The organism is Mycobacterium sp. (assembly GCF_050701675.1).
Taxonomy (GTDB): domain Bacteria; phylum Actinomycetota; class Actinomycetes; order Mycobacteriales; family Mycobacteriaceae; genus Mycobacterium.
In genome coordinates, this window is the sequence record NZ_JBOGDD010000431.1 from 1 (window position 1) to 17,653 (window position 17,653).

At 65.3% G+C, this 17,653-nt stretch carries 17 protein-coding genes and 1 pseudogene; 10 read left to right on the forward strand and 8 right to left on the reverse strand.

Annotated elements, in window-relative coordinates; translation table 11 throughout:
- Nucleotides 1-362 (forward strand): hypothetical protein (locus ACRDUX_RS13000; protein WP_526414438.1); only part of this gene is annotated, 362 nt, incomplete at its 5' end.
- On the opposite strand, the gene ACRDUX_RS13005 is transcribed toward ACRDUX_RS13000, so the two are convergent.
- Nucleotides 359-1,030, reverse strand: coding sequence for a TetR/AcrR family transcriptional regulator (locus ACRDUX_RS13005; protein ID WP_526414439.1), 672 nt, complete (start codon nucleotides 1,028-1,030; stop codon nucleotides 359-361). The genes ACRDUX_RS13000 and ACRDUX_RS13005 overlap by 4 nt on opposite strands.
- The gene (locus ACRDUX_RS13010) at nucleotides 972-2,357 is read right to left on the reverse strand and encodes an aromatic ring-hydroxylating oxygenase subunit alpha (protein ID WP_526414440.1); all 1,386 of its coding nucleotides are present in this window, start codon (nucleotides 2,355-2,357) and stop codon (nucleotides 972-974) included. The genes ACRDUX_RS13005 and ACRDUX_RS13010 overlap by 59 nt, the downstream gene beginning before the upstream one ends.
- Before the next feature lie 89 nt (nucleotides 2,358-2,446).
- Here ACRDUX_RS13010 and ACRDUX_RS13015 point away from each other — a divergent pair, with 89 nt between their 5' ends.
- A complete protein-coding gene (locus ACRDUX_RS13015; protein WP_526414441.1) occupies nucleotides 2,447-4,207 on the forward strand; it encodes an N-acyl-D-amino-acid deacylase family protein in 1,761 nt (586 codons plus the stop codon).
- A 39-nt stretch (nucleotides 4,208-4,246) separates the two neighbouring features.
- On the opposite strand, the gene ACRDUX_RS13020 is transcribed toward ACRDUX_RS13015, so the two are convergent.
- Together ACRDUX_RS13020 and ACRDUX_RS13025 are read right to left on the reverse strand one after the other, a co-directional pair.
- The gene (locus tag ACRDUX_RS13020; protein WP_526414442.1) at nucleotides 4,247-5,077 is read right to left on the reverse strand and encodes an LLM class F420-dependent oxidoreductase; all 831 of its coding nucleotides are present in this window, start codon (nucleotides 5,075-5,077) and stop codon (nucleotides 4,247-4,249) included.
- Between the two features lie 202 nt (nucleotides 5,078-5,279).
- Nucleotides 5,280-5,861, reverse strand: coding sequence for a TetR/AcrR family transcriptional regulator (locus tag ACRDUX_RS13025; protein WP_526414443.1), 582 nt, complete (start codon nucleotides 5,859-5,861; stop codon nucleotides 5,280-5,282).
- Nucleotides 5,862-5,941: 80 nt separating this feature from the next.
- Here ACRDUX_RS13025 and ACRDUX_RS13030 point away from each other — a divergent pair, with 80 nt between their 5' ends.
- Nucleotides 5,942-8,119: a glycoside hydrolase family 3 protein gene (locus ACRDUX_RS13030; RefSeq protein WP_526414444.1), complete on the forward strand. Its 2,178-nt coding sequence runs from the start codon at nucleotides 5,942-5,944 to the stop codon at nucleotides 8,117-8,119.
- Nucleotides 8,120-8,150: 31 nt separating this feature from the next.
- Here the strand turns inward: ACRDUX_RS13030 and ACRDUX_RS13035 are convergent, their stop codons facing one another.
- A complete protein-coding gene (locus ACRDUX_RS13035; RefSeq protein ID WP_526414445.1) occupies nucleotides 8,151-8,513 on the reverse strand; it encodes an STAS domain-containing protein in 363 nt (120 codons plus the stop codon).
- A 272-nt stretch (nucleotides 8,514-8,785) separates the two neighbouring features.
- Nucleotides 8,786-9,265 (reverse strand): hypothetical protein, encoded by a 480-nt coding sequence (locus ACRDUX_RS13040; RefSeq protein ID WP_526414446.1) that lies wholly within the window; start codon nucleotides 9,263-9,265, stop codon nucleotides 8,786-8,788.
- Between the two features lie 334 nt (nucleotides 9,266-9,599).
- On the opposite strand from ACRDUX_RS13040, the gene ACRDUX_RS13045 reads away from it, so the two are divergent.
- From ACRDUX_RS13045 to ACRDUX_RS13065, 5 genes are all read left to right on the forward strand, one after another.
- Complete coding sequence (locus ACRDUX_RS13045) at nucleotides 9,600-10,304, forward strand: ANTAR domain-containing protein (RefSeq protein ID WP_526414447.1); 705 nt, start codon at nucleotides 9,600-9,602, stop codon at nucleotides 10,302-10,304.
- Between the two features lie 61 nt (nucleotides 10,305-10,365).
- Entirely contained in the window at nucleotides 10,366-11,133 is a 768-nt protein-coding gene (locus ACRDUX_RS13050) for a GAF domain-containing protein (protein ID WP_526414448.1), read from the forward strand.
- 139 nt (nucleotides 11,134-11,272) lie between these two features.
- On the forward strand, nucleotides 11,273-11,563 hold the full coding sequence (locus ACRDUX_RS13055; protein ID WP_526414449.1) for a hypothetical protein: 291 nt from the start codon (nucleotides 11,273-11,275) through the stop codon (nucleotides 11,561-11,563).
- Nucleotides 11,564-11,837: 274 nt separating this feature from the next.
- Complete coding sequence (locus ACRDUX_RS13060; protein WP_526414450.1) at nucleotides 11,838-12,089, forward strand: hypothetical protein; 252 nt, start codon at nucleotides 11,838-11,840, stop codon at nucleotides 12,087-12,089.
- Nucleotides 12,090-12,204: 115 nt separating this feature from the next.
- On the forward strand, nucleotides 12,205-12,912 hold the full coding sequence (locus ACRDUX_RS13065) for a HemK2/MTQ2 family protein methyltransferase (protein WP_526414451.1): 708 nt from the start codon (nucleotides 12,205-12,207) through the stop codon (nucleotides 12,910-12,912).
- 74 nt (nucleotides 12,913-12,986) lie between these two features.
- Here ACRDUX_RS13065 and ACRDUX_RS13070 read toward each other — a convergent pair whose 3' ends face one another.
- Entirely contained in the window at nucleotides 12,987-14,009 is a 1,023-nt protein-coding gene (locus tag ACRDUX_RS13070; RefSeq protein ID WP_526414454.1) for an iron-containing redox enzyme family protein, read from the reverse strand.
- Nucleotides 14,010-14,116: 107 nt separating this feature from the next.
- Nucleotides 14,117-14,509, reverse strand: a complete 393-nt coding sequence (locus ACRDUX_RS13075) for an Lsr2 dimerization domain-containing protein (RefSeq protein WP_526414452.1) — start codon at nucleotides 14,507-14,509, stop codon at nucleotides 14,117-14,119.
- Between the two features lie 588 nt (nucleotides 14,510-15,097).
- On the opposite strand from ACRDUX_RS13075, the pseudogene ACRDUX_RS13080 reads away from it, so the two are divergent.
- Both ACRDUX_RS13080 and ACRDUX_RS13085 read left to right on the forward strand, forming a co-directional pair.
- Nucleotides 15,098-15,859 (forward strand): annotated as a pseudogene (locus ACRDUX_RS13080) (L,D-transpeptidase); the annotation flags it as partial.
- Nucleotides 15,860-16,589: 730 nt separating this feature from the next.
- On the forward strand, nucleotides 16,590-17,653 hold a 1,064-nt coding region (locus ACRDUX_RS13085), incomplete at its 3' end, for a cellulase family glycosylhydrolase (protein WP_526414453.1).

Genomic DNA, 17,653 nt, shown 5'->3' on the forward strand with positions numbered 1-17,653 from the left:
GGTTGGCCCTGACGCTCGCCTCGCTGCTGGCGCTGTTCGCGATCGGCGGCGCTGCCAGCCGGCTGGCGCGTCGGCCGGGGTGGAAGGCCACCCCGGAGTTGATCGTGCTCCTCAATCAGTCCGCGGCGTTCTACGGTCGCTGGCCAGAAGATCGACTCGCGAGTGCTCCGCACGACGAGGTGGTGCTCGAGGCCGCCAGGTGTCGACGGATCGTCGAGCTGCTGGAGCGGCGAACAGCGCCCGAGATTGACCGCGGACCTGCTGAGAACGGGCCCATCGCTGGCCTCCAGGCGTGGATTACGCTGTTGTCCAAGCGAATCGACGGTCGCCCCGATGTGCCATCGGGGTTTGCGCACGCCTAGTCGGCTTGGCGACGTGGTGCGGGGCGTCGCGCCCGCAGCGGCGTCAGCAATGCTTCGAGCCCGTACTCGAACACCGCGTCGTAGTCGGTAGGGGACTGAAGAGCTTCGACGAGCGCCTGATCGGGCCAGGCGTTTGCCCACAGCGTTGGGTCCTCCTCGTCGTGTTTGACCCCGCGCACCGCCGAGAACTGCATCACCGCGGACGAAATGACGTGGACCTGCACGGCTCGTAAGAGGAGCGCGGCGTCGGTTCCGGTCACCCCCAGCTCGGCCAAGTGTGCCGCCAACGACTGTTGTATCGGCAGGAACAGCTGTGGTGTCCGGTCGCGTTCGTGCGCGATGCCAAGGAGGTGCTGTCGCTCGATGAGCATCCTGCGTTGTGAGCGGGCAAGTGACGCAATGCGATCGACGGGATTCGAGCCACTGCTCGGGAGGTTCGTGATCTCACTGAGCAACCTGTCGACCAGGCCGTCGAGCAACTTGTCCCGCCCGCCGATGTGCCAGTAGATCGAGGTCACCGCGACGCCCAGCTGCTCGGCGAGTCGGCGCATGGTGAACGCTTCGACGCCGTCGAGCTCGATCAGCCGTGCCGCAGTCGCGAGGATGCGTTCAGCGCTGACGGGCTCCTTGGCGCTGCTGCTGCTGTGCTGGGGCGTCAACGGGCTCACCTCCGGTGATCCGGTCCGACTCGGGCAAGCCCAGATAGCGTTCGAGGTTGCGGTGCATGTTGATCACGCGCCGTTCTTCGTTGGACAGCACCACGTGCGTGAACCCTGGCTGTCGCATGCCGCGCTGCAGTCCCGGCAGTACCGTGATGTCCTGGGTCAGAACCAGACCGGGATGAGCCTCGTCGGCCGTCATCCGCACGTCGAGCGGCTTGCTGCGCGGTGCGCCGGGTGGCATCCGCATCCACAGCATCATCACGAGTTCACCGTGGTCCGGGTCGGCGCCCGGATGTGACGTCATCACCGTCAGGTGATCGGCATTGGTCAGCAGCGTCATGTTGGGGAAGACATTGTACTGATGCAGGCGCAACATCTGGTCGGTGCTGGCCCAGCTCAGGTCGACGCCACGTTCGGTGGCGAAGGCCTTTGTCCGCTCTGCGATCGCGTCGATTGCCGCCATGCCGGGCTGACACTGATCCACCGGGAACGGGGCGTCCTCCGCCACGCCCATCAGAGCGCCCTGCGTGCACACGTAGGCGTCCCACACCTCGGCAGCGGACAACTGCTCCTTGATGGTCGGGCTGGGTACGCCGTAGAGCTGTTCGGACTTGCCCGTGTGGCCCCAGATCACCTGCGGTGCATGGACGTCGTCCATGCATCGGTGAAGCTCGGGGTGCAATGTCTGGATGTGATAGGTCTCGCTGAACCCATCGGCGATGGTCTTCCAGTTCGCGTCGATCTCCACGGTCATCGTGGCGTAGCACCGGTATTCGCCAAGTCGGTTCCAGGCGATGTCATGCGGGACCGCCTCCAGGTAGTCGGCCAGGGGCATGGCGGCGGCGTCGAGGTTGACGAAGACGAGCCGCTCCCAGGTGTCCACGTTCACGGTGATGAGGGGAAGCTCTGCCAACCGCAGCGCGCCGAAGCCCTTGCGGCTGGGCACGCGTGTGAGCACGCCAGAGAGATCCCAAGTCCACCCGTGATAACCGCACCGCAGTTCACGCAAGTCAGCGCCCGACCCACTGCACAGCGAGTTGCCCCGGTGCCTGCATACGTTCTGGAAGGCGCGCAGCGTACCGTCGTCACCGCGAACGATCAGTATGGAGTAAGGGCCGCAACGGTATTCGAAGTAATCTCCCGCCTCGGCCACATGGTCGACCGTGCACGCCACCTGCCACACCCTTGGCCACATCCGCTGTGTCTCCAGCCGGGCGAATTCGACCGAGAGATAGCGCTCCACGGGTACCAGGGTGGGTCGTAGCGGCGGCGTTCCGACCGCATCCTCGCGCCTCGCGTGAGCCGGCTTGCCGACCTGTGCCGTCTGCGTCACGATCCGCCCCTCGGGATTCGGCTCCAGCCGTCTGTAACGGTGTTACATTCACCACCATATCGGCTGGCGCGACTTTCGAGGGAGTAATCGTGTTCGACCTCAAGATCACTGGTGGCACCGTGGTGGACGGCACGGGAGCGGATCGATACCTGGCCGACGTGGGGATCAAGGACGGAAAGATCGTCGAGGTGCGTCGCCGCGGGCCAGGCGACCCCTCGCTGGAAGGAAATGCGACCGAGACGATCGACGCGACGGGAAAGCACGTCGCACCGGGATTCGTCGACATCCACACCCACTACGACGGTCAGGTCAGCTGGGACAGTGTGCTGGAACCGTCCAGCAATCACGGCGTGACCACCGTCGTCGCAGGCAACTGCGGCGTGGGCTTCGCGCCGGTGCGGCCAGGCAGCGAGGAATGGCTCATCGCGCTGATGGAGGGTGTCGAGGACATCCCCGGGACGGCTCTGACCGAGGGCATCACGTGGGGCTGGGAGAGCTACGCGGAGTATCTCGACGTCATCGGTGAGCGTGAACTTGCCGTCGACTTCGGCAGTCAGATCGCCCACGGAACCGTCCGGGCGTACGCGATGGGGGAGCGGGGCGCTCGCAACGAGCCGGCGACCCCTGAGGACATCGCGGCGATGAGCCGGCTGGTTCGGGACGCGGTAGAGGCTGGAGCACTTGGCTTCTCGTCGTCCCGCACGATTGCACACCGCGCCATGGACGGCGAACCCGTCCCGGGAACGTTCGCCGCCGAAGACGAACTGTTCGCCCTCGGTCGCGCCATGGCGGCAGGCGGCGCAGGCGTGTTCGAACTTGCGCCGCAAGGAGCGGCCGGGGAGGACATCGTCGCGCCGAAGAAGGAACTCGAGTGGATGCGGCGGCTCGGCGCCGACATCGACTGTGCGTTGAGCTTCGCGTTGATCCAGGTCGACGCCGACCCCAACCTGTGGCGTGAGCAGCTCGACATCTCGGCGGCCGCACACGAGGCGGGCAGTCGCCTCCATCCTCAGATCGCCGCTCGCCCGTTCGGGATGCTGCTCGGATTCCCCGGCCACCACGCCTTCACCCACCGTCCGACGTATCGACGGTTGAAGGCCGCGTGCGGCCGTGAGGACCTCGCCTCGCGTCTGGCCGAACCCGCCGTGCGGGCCGCCATCCTGGCCGAGGACGATCTCCCCGTCGACCCAAACCTGTTGTTCGACGGCATGTTCGCGCTCGCACAGTATTCGACGGAGCGGCTCTACTCGATGGGCGAACCGCCCGACTACGAGCCCACCGCCGAGCGCACCGTCGCCGCCATCGCCCGCGACCGCGGCCAGGACCCGCTCGCGGCGATGTACGACCTCATGCTGGAAGCCGATGCGGGTGCCATGCTGATGTTGCCGATGTTCAACTACTCCGACGGCAATCACGACGCGATCCGCGAAATGATGACCCATCCTGCCGGCGTCCTTGGGCTGTCGGACGGTGGCGCGCACTGCAGCATGATCTGTGACGCCTCGTATCCCACCTTCCTGCTGACGCACTGGGCGCGCGACCGCCATCGCGGGGACAAGCTGCCGCTGGAGTACGTCGTGCGCAAGCAGACGCATGACACCGCGCAACTGTTCGGACTCACCGATCGGGGCGTCATCGGTGTCGGAAAGAAGGCCGACGTCAACGTGATCGACATGGACGCGCTCACGCTGCACGCTCCGCGGATGGCCTACGACCTGCCTGCCGGCGGGCATCGACTGGTTCAGGGCGCGTCCGGCTACGACGCCACGATCGTCAGCGGAGTCGTGACCCGTCGCGACGGCGTCGACACGGGTGCACGTCCGGGTCGGTTGGTCCGCGGGGCGCGTTGAGTGGTGTTCAGCCCGAGCGGGCGATCACATGGCTGATTCTCAGCCGCGATATTGCGCTACCGCCGCGGCGTATTCGTCGAGCAGTCGTAGTGATTCGTCGAGCGGCCGGGTGGGCAACAGCAGTGCCACCTGCCCGAAGCCCAGGTCTTCGACGGCGCGCCAGTAGTCGGGATCGGTGGGTGTGCCGAACTGTGCCAGCGGGACGTCGTGGCGCGCGCCGTCGCGAATCTGACCGATGCGCTTCGCCAAATGCTCCACGGGGAGCGGATTGGAGATCCAGCCTGCCTCGTGTCGAATCACCCGCTTGACGGTGGCGTTGGAGTCGCCGCCGATGTAGATGGGAGGATGCGGCTTTTGCACCGGCTTGGGACGACTGTAGGACGGATCGAAGTCGACGTACTTGCCGTGGTACTCAGCGGGGTCGGTCGTCCACAGGGCCCTGATGGCCTCGATGCGCTCGTCCAGCAGTGCGCCACGCGTCTTCGGATCCGTGCCGTGGTCGCGCAGCTCCTCGATGTTCCACCCGGCACCCACTCCGAAGATGAAACGCCCGCCCGAGATCAGGTCGATGCTCGCGGCCTCTTTTGCGGTAGTGATCGGATCGCGTTGAATGAGAAGTGCGATCCCGGTGAACAATTCGATCTTCGACGTGACGGCGGCGGCCGCGGCGAGGGTGACGAACGGATCCAGTGTCCGGTAGTAGATGTCGGGCAACTCGCCACCCATTGGGTACGCCGACTCCCGGCTCGCCGGGATGTGCGTATGTTCAGCGATCACCAGCGAGTCGAAGTCCCGCTCCTCGATCGCCTGCGCCAGCGACACCGGGTCGATACCGTCATCGGTGACAAACGTGGAGATCCCGATCTTCATGCGCCATTCCCATCAGTCGACATCATCAGACAAGCCGTCGTCGGGACCAGAGTATTCCCGATGAAACCCACGGTGTGCTGTGGACGCCGGCACACGAAGGAGTCATCGACAGCTCGTGATCGACCAACGGGACATCGGCCCGGCCGGCACCGCGTTGCTGGACATGGCCAACGGGGTCCCGCCCAGGCTGAGCGAAGTGGGGTCACGATCGAAAGAAGTCGTCGCAGAACGCATCCCACACGCGCAGGAAGTCCGTGCTCGGGTCGCCGACCCACAGTGCTTCGAGACCCTGCCAGAATGCGAGTAGCTGCCGTGCCGCGGTCGGTGGATCGGACTTCCATTCGAGCAGGCCTTCGAACACCTGCAGTGCGAACCGGGTGCGTTCGACGAAGTAGTGGTGGGCGGGGTGACGGGGATCGATGGCCTCCACGTTCAGTACCGCGTAGAGCGTGATGATCTGCCGCATCTGCAGATTCCGTTGGACCACCTGCCGCAGGTGTGCGCGCAGATCGCGCCGACCCATCGCTGAGGAGCGGAGTTCACCTGATGCGTATTCATCGAGGTCGCGCTGGGTGAGGACGCCGGTGAGCAGATCATTCATCGTCGGGAAGTAGTGCAGCACTGAGGATTTGCGGATTCCACAGGCTTCGGCGATGTCGTTGAGCGACACGGCGTTGAATCCCGAGCGCGCGATCAGGCGCGTCGCTTCGGTGACGATCTGAAGCCGCCTGGTCTCGGGTGCGAATCTGGTTCGCGTCCGAGTGGGTTCACTGGACGGCGGCATGTCGACGAGCGTAACCTACCATTCGGTAGGTACCAACTACCGAATGGTAGATAAGAGACGTGATGGGAAACCGGTCAACGATGTCGACATCCTCGGCGCAGGCAACGAACTTCACCTTCGGCGACGGCGTGCGCCAACTGCGGGCGGGGGAAATCACCGCCGACGAGGCCGCCGAGCGCCTGGTGGCGCAGCTGGCTGACGACGAGTTGCTCTGGCTGCTCGACGGTGACACGCGTTTGCGTGACATCGTGGGGATGGCCAAGAAGTTCAGCACGGTCGCGCTCAAGGGTGGAGCGCTACCGCGCCTGGGCATCCCCGGCATCCGATTCAGCGACGGGCCGCGTGGCGTGGTCATCGGTCACTCGACCGCGTTCCCCGTGACCATGGCCCGCGCGGCGACGTGGGAGCCCGACCTCGAAGAACGCGTAGGGCAGGTAATGGGTCTGGAGGGCCGTGCGGCAGGGGCCAACTACTCGGGCGCGGTCTGTGTGAACCTGCTCCGGCACCCAGCTTGGGGGCGCGCGCAGGAGTGCTACGGCGAGGACCCGGTCCTCACTGGCCGGATGGGGGCGGGGCTGACGCGTGGGCTGCGTCGCAACGTGATGGCATGTGTGAAGCACTTTGCTCTCAATTCGATCGAGAACACCCGCTTCACGATCGACGTCACCGTCGACGAGCATGCGTTGCACGAGGTGTATCTGCCGCACTTCAAGGCGGTGATCGACGCCGGTGCGGATTCGGTGATGAGTTCCTACAACTCGGTCAACGGCGACTTCCTCGACGTGAACGAGGTGCTGCTCACCGAGATTCTGCGCGACGAATGGGGTTTCGAAGGATTCGTCAGCAGCGACTGGGTGTTCGGAACCCACGAAGCAGTGCGGAGCCTGGAAGCCGGCTTGGACCTCGAGATGCCGTTGCGGCTGCTCCGTGCCCGCGCGCTGCCGAACGCCCTCGCCGGTGGCCGCCTGTCCCGCGGCACGGTGTTGAGGTCGGCCCGACGCATTTTGGCTACCACCCTGCGGCACTACGCAATCCGCGACGAGAGTGAGCCGCCGGCGTCAGTGGTCGCGAAGGCTGAGCACCGGGTCCTCGCGCGTCACGTCGCTGCCCGTGGAGCCGTCCTTCTCAAGAACGAGTCCGTCGACGGCGCCGCGGTCTTGCCGTTGCCGCAGGCGATCCGTCGTCTCGCCGTGATCGGAGCTCTGGCCACCGAGGCCAACCTCGGCGACCACGGGTCTTCGCGAGTGCGCCCTCCTGCGGTGTCCTCACCACTGGACGGTCTGCGCGAGGCGCTGCCGAACACCGTGATCGTGTACGTCGACGGCAGCGATCCCGCCGCCGCGAAGCGGGCGGCCACCGAAGCCGACGCCGCCATCGTGGTGGCGGGAATGACCTTCAACGACGAGGGCGAGTACCTCACCAACACGAACGCCGACACCCTCAACGAGCTCGGGTTCCCGTTCAATTCAAGGGTTCTGCAGTTCGTGGGAGGGAAGCTCGCCACCGTCGGGAAGCGGTTCGCCAAGGGCGGCGACCGTCGGTCCTTGACGCTGCACCGTGCCGACGAGGCAGTCATCTCGGCCGTCGCGTCGGCCAACCCGAGAACCGCCGTCGTCGTGATCGGCGGTAGCGCGATCATCATGGAGGCCTGGCGGCATCGAGTTCCGGCGATCCTGATGGCCTGGTACCCGGGGATGGAAGGCGGTCGCGCGATCGCCGACGTCCTCACCGGCGCCCAGGAACCGGGCGGACGGTTACCGGTCGCCATTCCCACCGATGCGCGCCACCTGCCGTTCTTCGACGTCCGGGCCGAGAAGATCGTCTACGACTCCTGGTGGGGCCAGCGCAAACTCGACCGGGACGGCAACCGGGCGGCGTATCCGTTCGGATTCGGATTGGGCTACACCACGTTCGACATGGAACTCGTCGATCACCGCGTGTCCGACGACGAGGCGGTCGCAGGAGTCCACGTCCGCAACACCGGCCAGCGCGCTGGCTCCACTGTCGCTCAGGTCTACGCCATCAGTGATGCCCCCGACACCGCGCCGCAGTTGGTCGGCTTCCGTCGGGTCGAGCTGCCCGCCGGTGGCGAGGACACCGTGACGATCGGCCTCGACTTGACCCCGACCACACAGCGTGACCCCGAGACGCGCATGTGGTCGAGGCGACCGGGGGAGTGGGGCATCGTCGTATCACCCTGCAGCCCAGGCAAAGTGCCGTACACCCATCCGCTGCTGGTTTCGGACGGCGCGCAATGAGTGTTACTCTTGCCGGCCCGTAACGTGCCGATCAGGTGGTAGCTGATTGATGCCGTTGGAGGGCGGTCAATGCGGTGATTGCGGCCGACCGTGTCAAGAACACCGGCAGTATCTCGTCAATCCCGGTGAGTTGGATCGGGCGTCTGACTGCGCGACCGGCCGCCACGAGTGCGATGCCAGTGCCGGGCCCGGCGGTTCGGCGCGCACTCGCCAGCACTTCAAGTCCTGCGGCGGAAAGGAATTCGACGTGGTTCAGGTCGATAACGACGGCTCGGGAGGTCCCGGCGAACACGACGTTGACGTATTCGGCCAAGGTCGGTGCGGTGAGCATGTCCAGCTCGCCTTCCACACATATCGTCGTCACCGCGTCGGCGTGGTGAATGGAGATGGTCACGCCGGGCCGAGGATCCGCTTCGGATCCTGGGGATTCGGTGGTGCCTACCTGGCGGAGTCGAAGGACCGCCGATGGGATGCCGATGCTCGGCAGGGCCTGCCTCGGCGCGGCGCACGTAGCCCAGGTTTGCCGTGATGCTCCAGGAAGACAACGACTTTGAGTGTCAGGAATAACGGATGACAATTGATGCATGGGCACGGCCCCTCAAATTGGTCGGCATGAAGCCGCACCGGGGGCCGGGGTCCTGGGACCAGGGAACGCTGAGGTTCACCTTACTCCACTCGTGCTCCACTGGCGGCGGTTCGTCTCGAGTGCCTGTGCGCCTCGGTCCGCGGCGCGTCCACCACTCGGCTGGTCTCCCACAGCCAGGCGGTGACATCGGTGACGCCTATGAGTAGCAGCGTGCCCGTTTCGTGCAGCAAGAGCGGTGCTGACACCATGGTCCGGACCACGTAGTTCTGGTTGTGGTTCCACTCGACGACCGCGGCGGCCGTTTGCAACGTGGTCAAACAGTCGGCGGGTGCGAGAGCCTCGTGCCCGGTCAGCAACGCGGGCAGCTGTAGCCGGGTGACCGTTTCGCCGTCCGGGTATCCGAGCATCTCGGCACATGCAGGATTGGCGTAGGCGATGTCGCCGAGGTGTCCGACACCGAGCATGGCGGTGGGCAATCGGTCCAGAAGAGTGAGTGCTGGTAGTTGGCGCAGGTACCCCTGTGCGTCGGTCAGTGGCTGTTGTCTACGTCGTTCACCCATGGCGGCCCCCTCTTGAGTCTGGGTGGATCACGCCGGGGTCTGGGGCGAGGCGTCACCCGAACACGAGGCATGAACATCCATCAAGATCATTGACGCTGACGTTGATCTTGGCAACCAGCAACTGTGACCGTTCACGCGGCGGTGCCCAGCGCGAACGCAGTCGTCGAGGACCTCCCGCGTCGTTGGCCCCGAATCCGCGGCGCAACAATCGGTCGACCGACGACGTTCTGTGTCAGGCTGGAGGCTCGACTCGGATGGAGGAGTCCATGCCACTGGAACCCCTCGATCGGGCTTGGGACCGACTCGTCCGCGGCTTTCGTCAGCTGGTCAGCGTGTGACGATCGAGGAGCGACTTCGCGCCGCGGTGGGTGATCAGCGCGGTACCGGAGCGGCCGACCGGTTGTGTGAAGTCTGCGTCTCACTGTTGGACGTCGAGGCGGCGGCGATTTCATTGGTCTACGAAGGTGTCAACATCGGAACACTCGGAGCCAGCGGGGCGATGGGCCGGGCCTATGACGAATTGCAGTTCACCCTTGGGGAGGGACCGTGCCTGGACTCAGTGACCGGCCGCGCGGCCGTGATGGTCGTTGACCTGGCCGATCCCGACGAGGATCGGTGGCCGATGTACGGGCCGGCGTTACTCGCCCATCAGATCCGCGGCGTGTCGGCGATGCCAGTCCTGGTCGCGGGTGAATACATCGGGGCATTGGACTTGTTTCGCGCTCGGCCCGGGCCTCTGGTCGGCGAAGACTTGGCCGGTGCGCTGATCGCTGCCGAGCTCGCCCAGCTCCCAATGCTCGATCTCCTCGACGTCGAGTTACAGACTGCGGCGACCGACCCCGATAGCAACGCCTGGGACGAACTGCAGACGCTGTCGCGGGCTGAAGTCGGTCAAGCCTCCGGGATGCTGATGGCACAACTGGACATCGGCCCGACCGAGGCCCTGGTGCGATTGCGAGCGCACGCGTACTCCAGCGGCAAGAGCGCTACCGAGGTCGCCAGGGACATCATCGATCGGCGATTGCGACTCGAGGCCTGATGACCTGCATGGAAATCCGCATGGTCAACCGAACGGACATCGGCGCAGAATGGAGTCGATCGTGACCGAGCAACCCCGCGAGACCCAAGTCCTGGATGCTGTCATCACCCTCGTGGACAGCCTGCTCGACGACTTCGACGTCGTCGAGCTCCTGACCGAGCTCACCGAACGCTGCGCGAAGTTGCTCGACGTCACCGCGACCGGATTGCTGCTCGCCGATGTGCGGGGTCACCTGCACCTCATGGCGGCCACCTCGGAGAAGACACACGACCTTGAACTCTTTCAGCTGCAAGCCGACCAGGGCCCGTGCCTGGATTGCTACGCCACCGGGGAGCCGGTCTCGGTGGCAGACCTGACGACCGCTCTGGAACGCTGGCCGCGCTTCGTTCCCGCTGCCACCGAGGCGGGCTTCGCCTCGGTGCACGCAGTTCCCATGCGCGCGGCAGGCACCGTGCTGGGCGCACTGGGCCTGTTCGGCGCCGACGTAGGTGAACTCAACGACGCCGATCAGCTGGTAGCCCAGACCCTGGCCCACATCGCAGGCGTCGCGATTCTCCAGGAGCACCCCACACCGGTGAGCGTGCCACCGCGTCTGCAGCGCGCCCTGACCAGCCGGCGCGTGGTGGAGCAGGCAAAGGGATACGTGCGAGAGCGGATGGACGTCTCCGTCGATGAAGCCTTCACGTTGCTGCGCCGCTACGCCCGTATTCATGGCGATCACCTGACCGAGGTTGCTCGCCACCTGATCACCGCGCCCGACGCCCGCTCGACGATATTCGCGCGGATGAGTGAGATAGCGACGTCGAGCACATCCGCCAAGGAAGAATGAGTCGGGCGTCGACGTCTCGGCTCGTGCCGTGTTTGCGAATTGACCGACGGCCCCGTGATTGAACTGTGACCATTGGGGTTAACACACCCGTTAGACGCCCAGACAACGCGTCGGTGTGCTAGCAGAAGAGGTGAGCTGCGTGTCAAAGCCAACTCGAATTCCGTCAGGCCTGCCCGGCAACATCGATGATGAGGTCGCTCGCATGCTGCACGTCGCGGAGGGCTTCCTCGTCGGGCAGCAGTTTCCATCGAGCTCGGTTCCCGAGCTGATCGCGACGGCGCGGGATGCCGACCTCTCGCCAGTCACCATCGCCGAGGCGTTCATTGACGCCGAGTGTCACGGGTGGTCGCCAGGTTTCGAGGACCTGCCGGCCATGGTGACCGCGGATACCGAGTGGCGTGAACTGTTCGGCACCGACGAGCCGACGTAAGCGTGCCGACATAAGCGTGACGTGAAGCGGTAAGTGGCGACGTCCGGCCCACGGCCGCGTCGCGACCGCCAATGGCGTCGGACGCGGCATCGTCCTCCCGGTCCGGCCGGGGGTTGGGTCACGTGACCGCTAGCCGTGGCAAGCACTTGTTTGCACAGCATGGCAGCTGGGTATCAATGTTCGGCGCGATTGCGTTGCCAACTGCGGAGGTGTCATGGTGACAACAGCTATAGCTGCAGAAGTAACGAGCGCTATCCGCGACTTCAGTGCAGGCGTGGAGACGCAAGGCCGCGCGCTGGGCTCATCGGTCCGACACCTGGTGCTCTCGGCAGGTGTGAGCGAATCGTCGCGCGCGCGGATCGCACGGGAGGTCCAGATGCCGCCCGTTCAGCTGTTCAGCTGGATCGCCGGCGCGCTGGAGGCCGCCACGTCGCTGCTGGGCGCTGAGACCGGAAGTTTCGAACCGAGCGCCGGTCGTGTGGTCGGCGACTTCGTCATCGTCGAGAAGTCGATCACCCGCTGCTGAGAACGTCGGGTGAGGCTCGACCCATCGTCGTTGATCGACGTTTCTACGGTTCAAAGATTGCGTTACGGGGCATGCGTGGCACGACCACACCAATGACACGCGACGGAGCACCGCTGTGACCACAGTCTTCACCGACGAGCTGATTGATCGACCCGCGGCGATCCAGGTTCCGAATGGCGTATATCGGCCGCAGGAAGACTCAGCGCTGTTGATTGAAGCACTTCGTTCCACTGGACGCGCCCAGGGAAGCCGGGTCGCCGACCTGTGCTCGGGAAGCGGTGCGGTGGCCTTGGCCGCAGCGGCGCAGGGGGCGGCGGCGGTCTCCGCGTTCGAGATGAGTCCTCGCGCGGTCACCTGCGCGAGGGCCAATGCGGCGGCGGCTGGAGTCCGCGTACACGTGCATCGCGGATCCTGGTCGCGGGCAACCGAATTCGAACCGTTCGACGTGGTGACATGCAATCCTCCCTATATGCCCTTCGCCGAAGACGCCGACGATGGGCCGATTCCCGTGGACGCAGGACCCGCCACCGCGTGGAATGCCGGCCCCGACGGGCGCCAGGTCCTCGATCCGCTGTGCGAGCGAGCGCCTGAAATCCTGGCCCCCGGCGGCACGATCCTCATCGTGCACTCCGAGTTCGCCGACGTCGATCGGACGGTGGAGGGGCTACGCGCCTCCGGACTGCACGCCGATGTCGTTGCCGAGCAGTGCATCCCGTTCGGTCCGGTGCTGTTGGCGCGCGCGCACTGGTTGGAGTGCAACGGGCTGCTCGAGGCCGGCAGGCGCGAGGAGCGCCTCGCCGTCGTGCGCGCGGACCGGTCGTGACCGGCCCGGACGACGCGGTTTCGTGGCGGCGATCTGCGTGTGTCGGCGCAGCAAGTCCCATCCGCCAAAGCGGCTTAGTCGGACGCTACCCGGGTCCGTAGCGACGACTTGCCGGCCCGCCAGCAGGCAAGCATGTGGTCGGCCAGTCGGTCCTCGACCACGTCGCGCGCCCGGATGCCGAACACCACGTCGCGATCCAGGGCCGGTTCACGGGCGACGAGGTCTCCGACGACATCGTGGCGCACCACCTGTTCATGCACGGCGTCGGCCTCGACGTGCTCGCGGTAGAACCCGGCGCAGCGTTCGGGAGCGCCCAATCGTTGCAGCGCCTGCACGATCCGCGCCGATCCTGGCGGCGACGTGATCTCCGTCGAGGCGAAGTGCCCCACCGCCGCGCCCCGCAGGTCGCGGTGCAGCCCGAACATCGACATCAGGTTGACCACCGTCAGGGCGTCGGCAGGGACGTCGTCGAGATAGCCGAGATAGGTGGCATCCAGGTCGGCTGCCTCCAGAAGCTCGGCGAAGAGTTGCTGATGAACGCGCCCGCCGCGACCTGCGCCGTACTCGTCATATTCGATGGCCACGAACGCAGCCTTGGCGCCGCCGACGAGCCGCGGTATGGCGAATGCGTGCGGGTCTCCCTCCTTGAGGTGGTAGATCGACCGGTGCACGAAGTACTCCTGCATCTGCGCCCACGTGCCTTCGTCGCGCAGAAAGTACGAGAGCCCGGTGCCGTCCACGGGTTCCACGGACAACGCGGCCATGGCATCGGCGGCGGTTTCGTCTTCGTTCACGTCACCCACGTCGCGGCATACGGCGTCGAAGAAGACCCGCTCGAGGCGTCCGCGGAGGCCGAGCAGGACGGGATCCCACTCCCACGAACCCTCTACTCCGGCGAAGCCGCGGTAGTGCAGTTCGTAACAGACGCAAAGCGCCAGCTGCAGGTCCAGGCCGTACGGATCGGCGCCATCGACGTCGACGGCATCGTCACAGGATGTCCATGCGCCGCCCAGCAGGTCCAGGACACACGCTGAGATCGGTCCGACCGCAGTCGGCAGCAGGGGCTCGATCGTCGCGGGCACCGTTTTCGCTTGCATCGTCACGGGTAGCGACTACCCAGGAAGGGGGCCAGGCAAGCGCGGTGGATCCGGCGGCCTGGCAACTTGGACATGCGAACCCGAGACCGGCTCTGGCGGGTCGGCGATCACTTCGTCGGCCGGTGCGCCAAGTCGTACGCCTCGCTTACCGAGGCGGGAATCCGACCTCGGGTTCTGACCTCGTGGCCGTTCTCCGCTGCCCAGGCCCGAACCGTCGCCGTCGAGTTGGTGGTGGTGTGCTTGGCCGTCCGCCTTCCCGCTCGCTTCTTCCGGGTCGATGAGGCCGCGGACCGTGTCGTCGGGGCGGGGTGGTCGTTGGCTTTGGCGGCCGCCTCCACGAACGGCGCGAGCGCCTTGTCGAGCCTGGCGATGTTCGCGTCGGTCAAGTCGATGGTGTAGGTGGTGCCGCGGAGGGCGAATTGCACCGAGCCGCCCTTGCCGTCGACGATCTCGGTCTGATCGAGGTCGTCGATGAGTTGACGAATGATGCGTTCAGCCATGGCTGGTCCTTCTGTAGTGGCGCGTCGTGTCAAAGATCTCGAGTTGCGGGGATAATACCGTCACGGGATATCTCCGGAAGCATCCGGCGTATTTCTCGTCGCATTCGCGGATTGCGAGTTGGATAGTGGCGCTAGCTATCTCGGGGTCGCCCATGGCGCGCAACGAACCGCGGAACATCGCCCACGGCAGGAATGACTAGTTATGCCGTGTGGGCGAACACGCCATTTCGATTGACCTGTTCAATGAGGATCAACGCGAAGGCTTTGCAGTAATGCTGCGACCGAATCGGCACGATCTTCGAGGCTTATATCACCACGCACCACTATTCAGCCCGACGGAATGGCGCGGTGAGCAAAACTCGTCGCGGCGGTGAGCGATGACTGACGTCGAGCGCCTGGCGAGGGAGCGTGGTCAGGTTGCGGACCTACCATGTGTGCCTAGATCTAAAGCACGTCGAATCGTTGGAGTTGTGAATGACCGGTGCGTGTCGCGTCCCTGTGACCCTGTGTGCGGTAGTGGCAGTCGCGGTGGCGCTACTCTTCGTTACTGCGGGTGTGTCCCGCGCTGACGATGCTGGCCTGCCTGGGGTTTCGCTGACCACCACGTCGGGTGCCGCGTTGCAAGACGGTGGCACCTACGGCGTCGGCGCCGTCGTCGTCGCACACTTCGACGCCCCCGTCGGGGACCGCGGCATGGCAGAGCAGCAGCTGGTGGTGTCCACCTCGCCGCCGGTATCCGGTGCCTGGCACTGGGTCGACGACAGGACCGCGCATTGGCGACCGCCGCAGTATTACCCGCCGGGAACCGCAGTCACCGTCACGACCGGGCAGCAACCACCCGTGACGTTCACCGTCGGAGCCTCGCACGTGTCGATCGCCGACGACGCCACCAAGCAGGTCAGCGTTTACGACGGCGGGACGCTGGTGCGCACGATGCCTACCTCGATGGGCCGTGGGGGCACCGACAACGTCGGAAACACGACGTTGAGCTTTTGGACCCAACCCGGTGTCTACACGGTGTTGGACAAGAGCAACCCCGTGGTCATGGACTCCTCGACCTATGGGTTGCCCATCAATTCGCACCTCGGCTACAAGGAGAGCATCAACTACGCGGTGCGCGTCAGCACCGATGGCGTCTATCTGCACGAGCTCGACAGCACGGTGTGGGCGCAGGGACACACCGATACCAGTCACGGCTGCCTGAACCTCAACCGTGACAACGCGGCGTGGTTTTACGACTTCTCCGTCCCCGGCGACGTCGTCGAGGTGCGCAATTCGGGCGGTAAACCGTTGCAGCTCTGGCAGAACGGCGACTGGAGCGTGCCGTGGGACCAGTGGGCGAACGCGTAGCGGACTCGCTGAAGGCGCTGCGCGAAGATGGGTGTGACGGGCCTGACGTGATGGCGTCAGGGAATCTGCGCCTGCGGATTCGAGTCTGGCGCTTCACCGGCGTACAGCGGTGCGGGGCCGGTGATGCTCGGCACGGCCTTCGTGATGGCGGGGGTGGCTGACGGGGTAGAGACGGTGACTGCTTGTCCCTCCGAGATGCCAGCTGCGTGAACTTGCGAACTCTGTGTGAGGTGGGCCGCTAGACAAACCAAAGTGATTGCGGCGCAACAACCAAAGGCTGCGGCGTACAGCCGCAACCTCCTGACTACGGTGGTGCTCATTCTGCCTTCCTCCCTTCTCTCTGTCTTCAAGCCGGCTTCGCCATCCCATGGGCAGACGTCGTAATCCGGCTCCACCTCAATTCAGCGCCGTCAGACTACGAAAAGCCTGAAGCTGCAATGCGAATCAGCTATACGCCGATCGCCGTCGGTGTCACGTTCACAGGAAGGGCCATGGTCCTACCGGCGCGTCACCGTCGAGGGTGTTCGCACCGTCGCGGGCGGAGCGCTAGACCGTCGGTTCCAGCGGGCGGAGCCCGGACGAGCCATGGGTAGCCCGCCACCGGTCGAGGCCGAAGCTCACGACGAGGTCGTCGGCCGGCCGTTGGGTCCGGGTAACGATCGCAACTTCAAATGATTGCGAATCGATAAGCAAGCCCGGGTGCACCTCCGAGGCACATTAGGTTTGCTCAGTGCGCCGTCGAACAGCCCTTCAGCTACCGCTGCTACTAGCAGCAGGCGCGGCGCTGACGCGACTGCCCCTCGCCTCGGCCGACCCGGGCCGGTGGTCGGTCGACCGCGCCAACACCTGGTATAAGGCACAGGGTTGGCTGGTCGGCGCGAACTACATCACGTCGACGGCCATCAATCAGCTCGAGATGTTTCAGCCAGGTACCTATGACCCTCGGCGCATCGACAGTGAGCTGCGCGTAGCTCGACAGGCCGGATTCAACACCATGCGGGTCTTCCTGCACGATCTATTGTGGGCCCAGGACCGCCAGGGCTTCGCGAACCGTCTTGGGCAATTCGTCACCATTGCGGCGAGCCACGGCATCAAGCCACTCTTCGTGTTGTTCGACTCCTGCTGGGACCCGCACCCCGCACTGGGGCCTCAGCGCGCACCGACCCCTGGGGTGCACAACTCCGGGTGGGTGCAAAGCCCCGGTGCAGAGCACCTCGCCGACCCCGGCTACCGGGGTGTTCTTCAGGACTACGTGACGGGAGTGTTGAGTCTGTTCCGCAATGACAATCGCGTGCTGGGTTGGGATCTGTGGAATGAACCCGACAATCCCGCGAGCGTGTATCGGAAGGTGGAGAGGAAGGACAAAGTGGAACTCGTCGCGGCGCTACTGCCGCAAGTGTTCCAGTGGGCGCGTTCGGTCGATCCGGCTCAGCCGTTGACCAGCGGCGTCTGGCAGGGGAGTTGGGGAGCGCGCCGCAGCACGATGAGTGGCATCCAGCTCGACAACTCAGACGTGATCACGTTCCACTCCTATGCCAAACCCGCCGACTTCGAGGCTCGGATCGCCGAGCTCGCTCCGCTGGGGCGACCGATCATATGCACCGAGTATCTGGCTCGGTCGCTCGGCAGCACTGCTGAAGGAATCCTTCCAATAGCGAAGCAGCACAACGTCGGTGCCTACAATTGGGGCTTCGTAGCTGGAAAGACTCATAACTATCTGCCGTGGGATTCCTGGGATTTTCCCTATCCTTCGGCTCCGAAGGTGTGGTTCAGCGTCCTCCTGCATGCCGACGT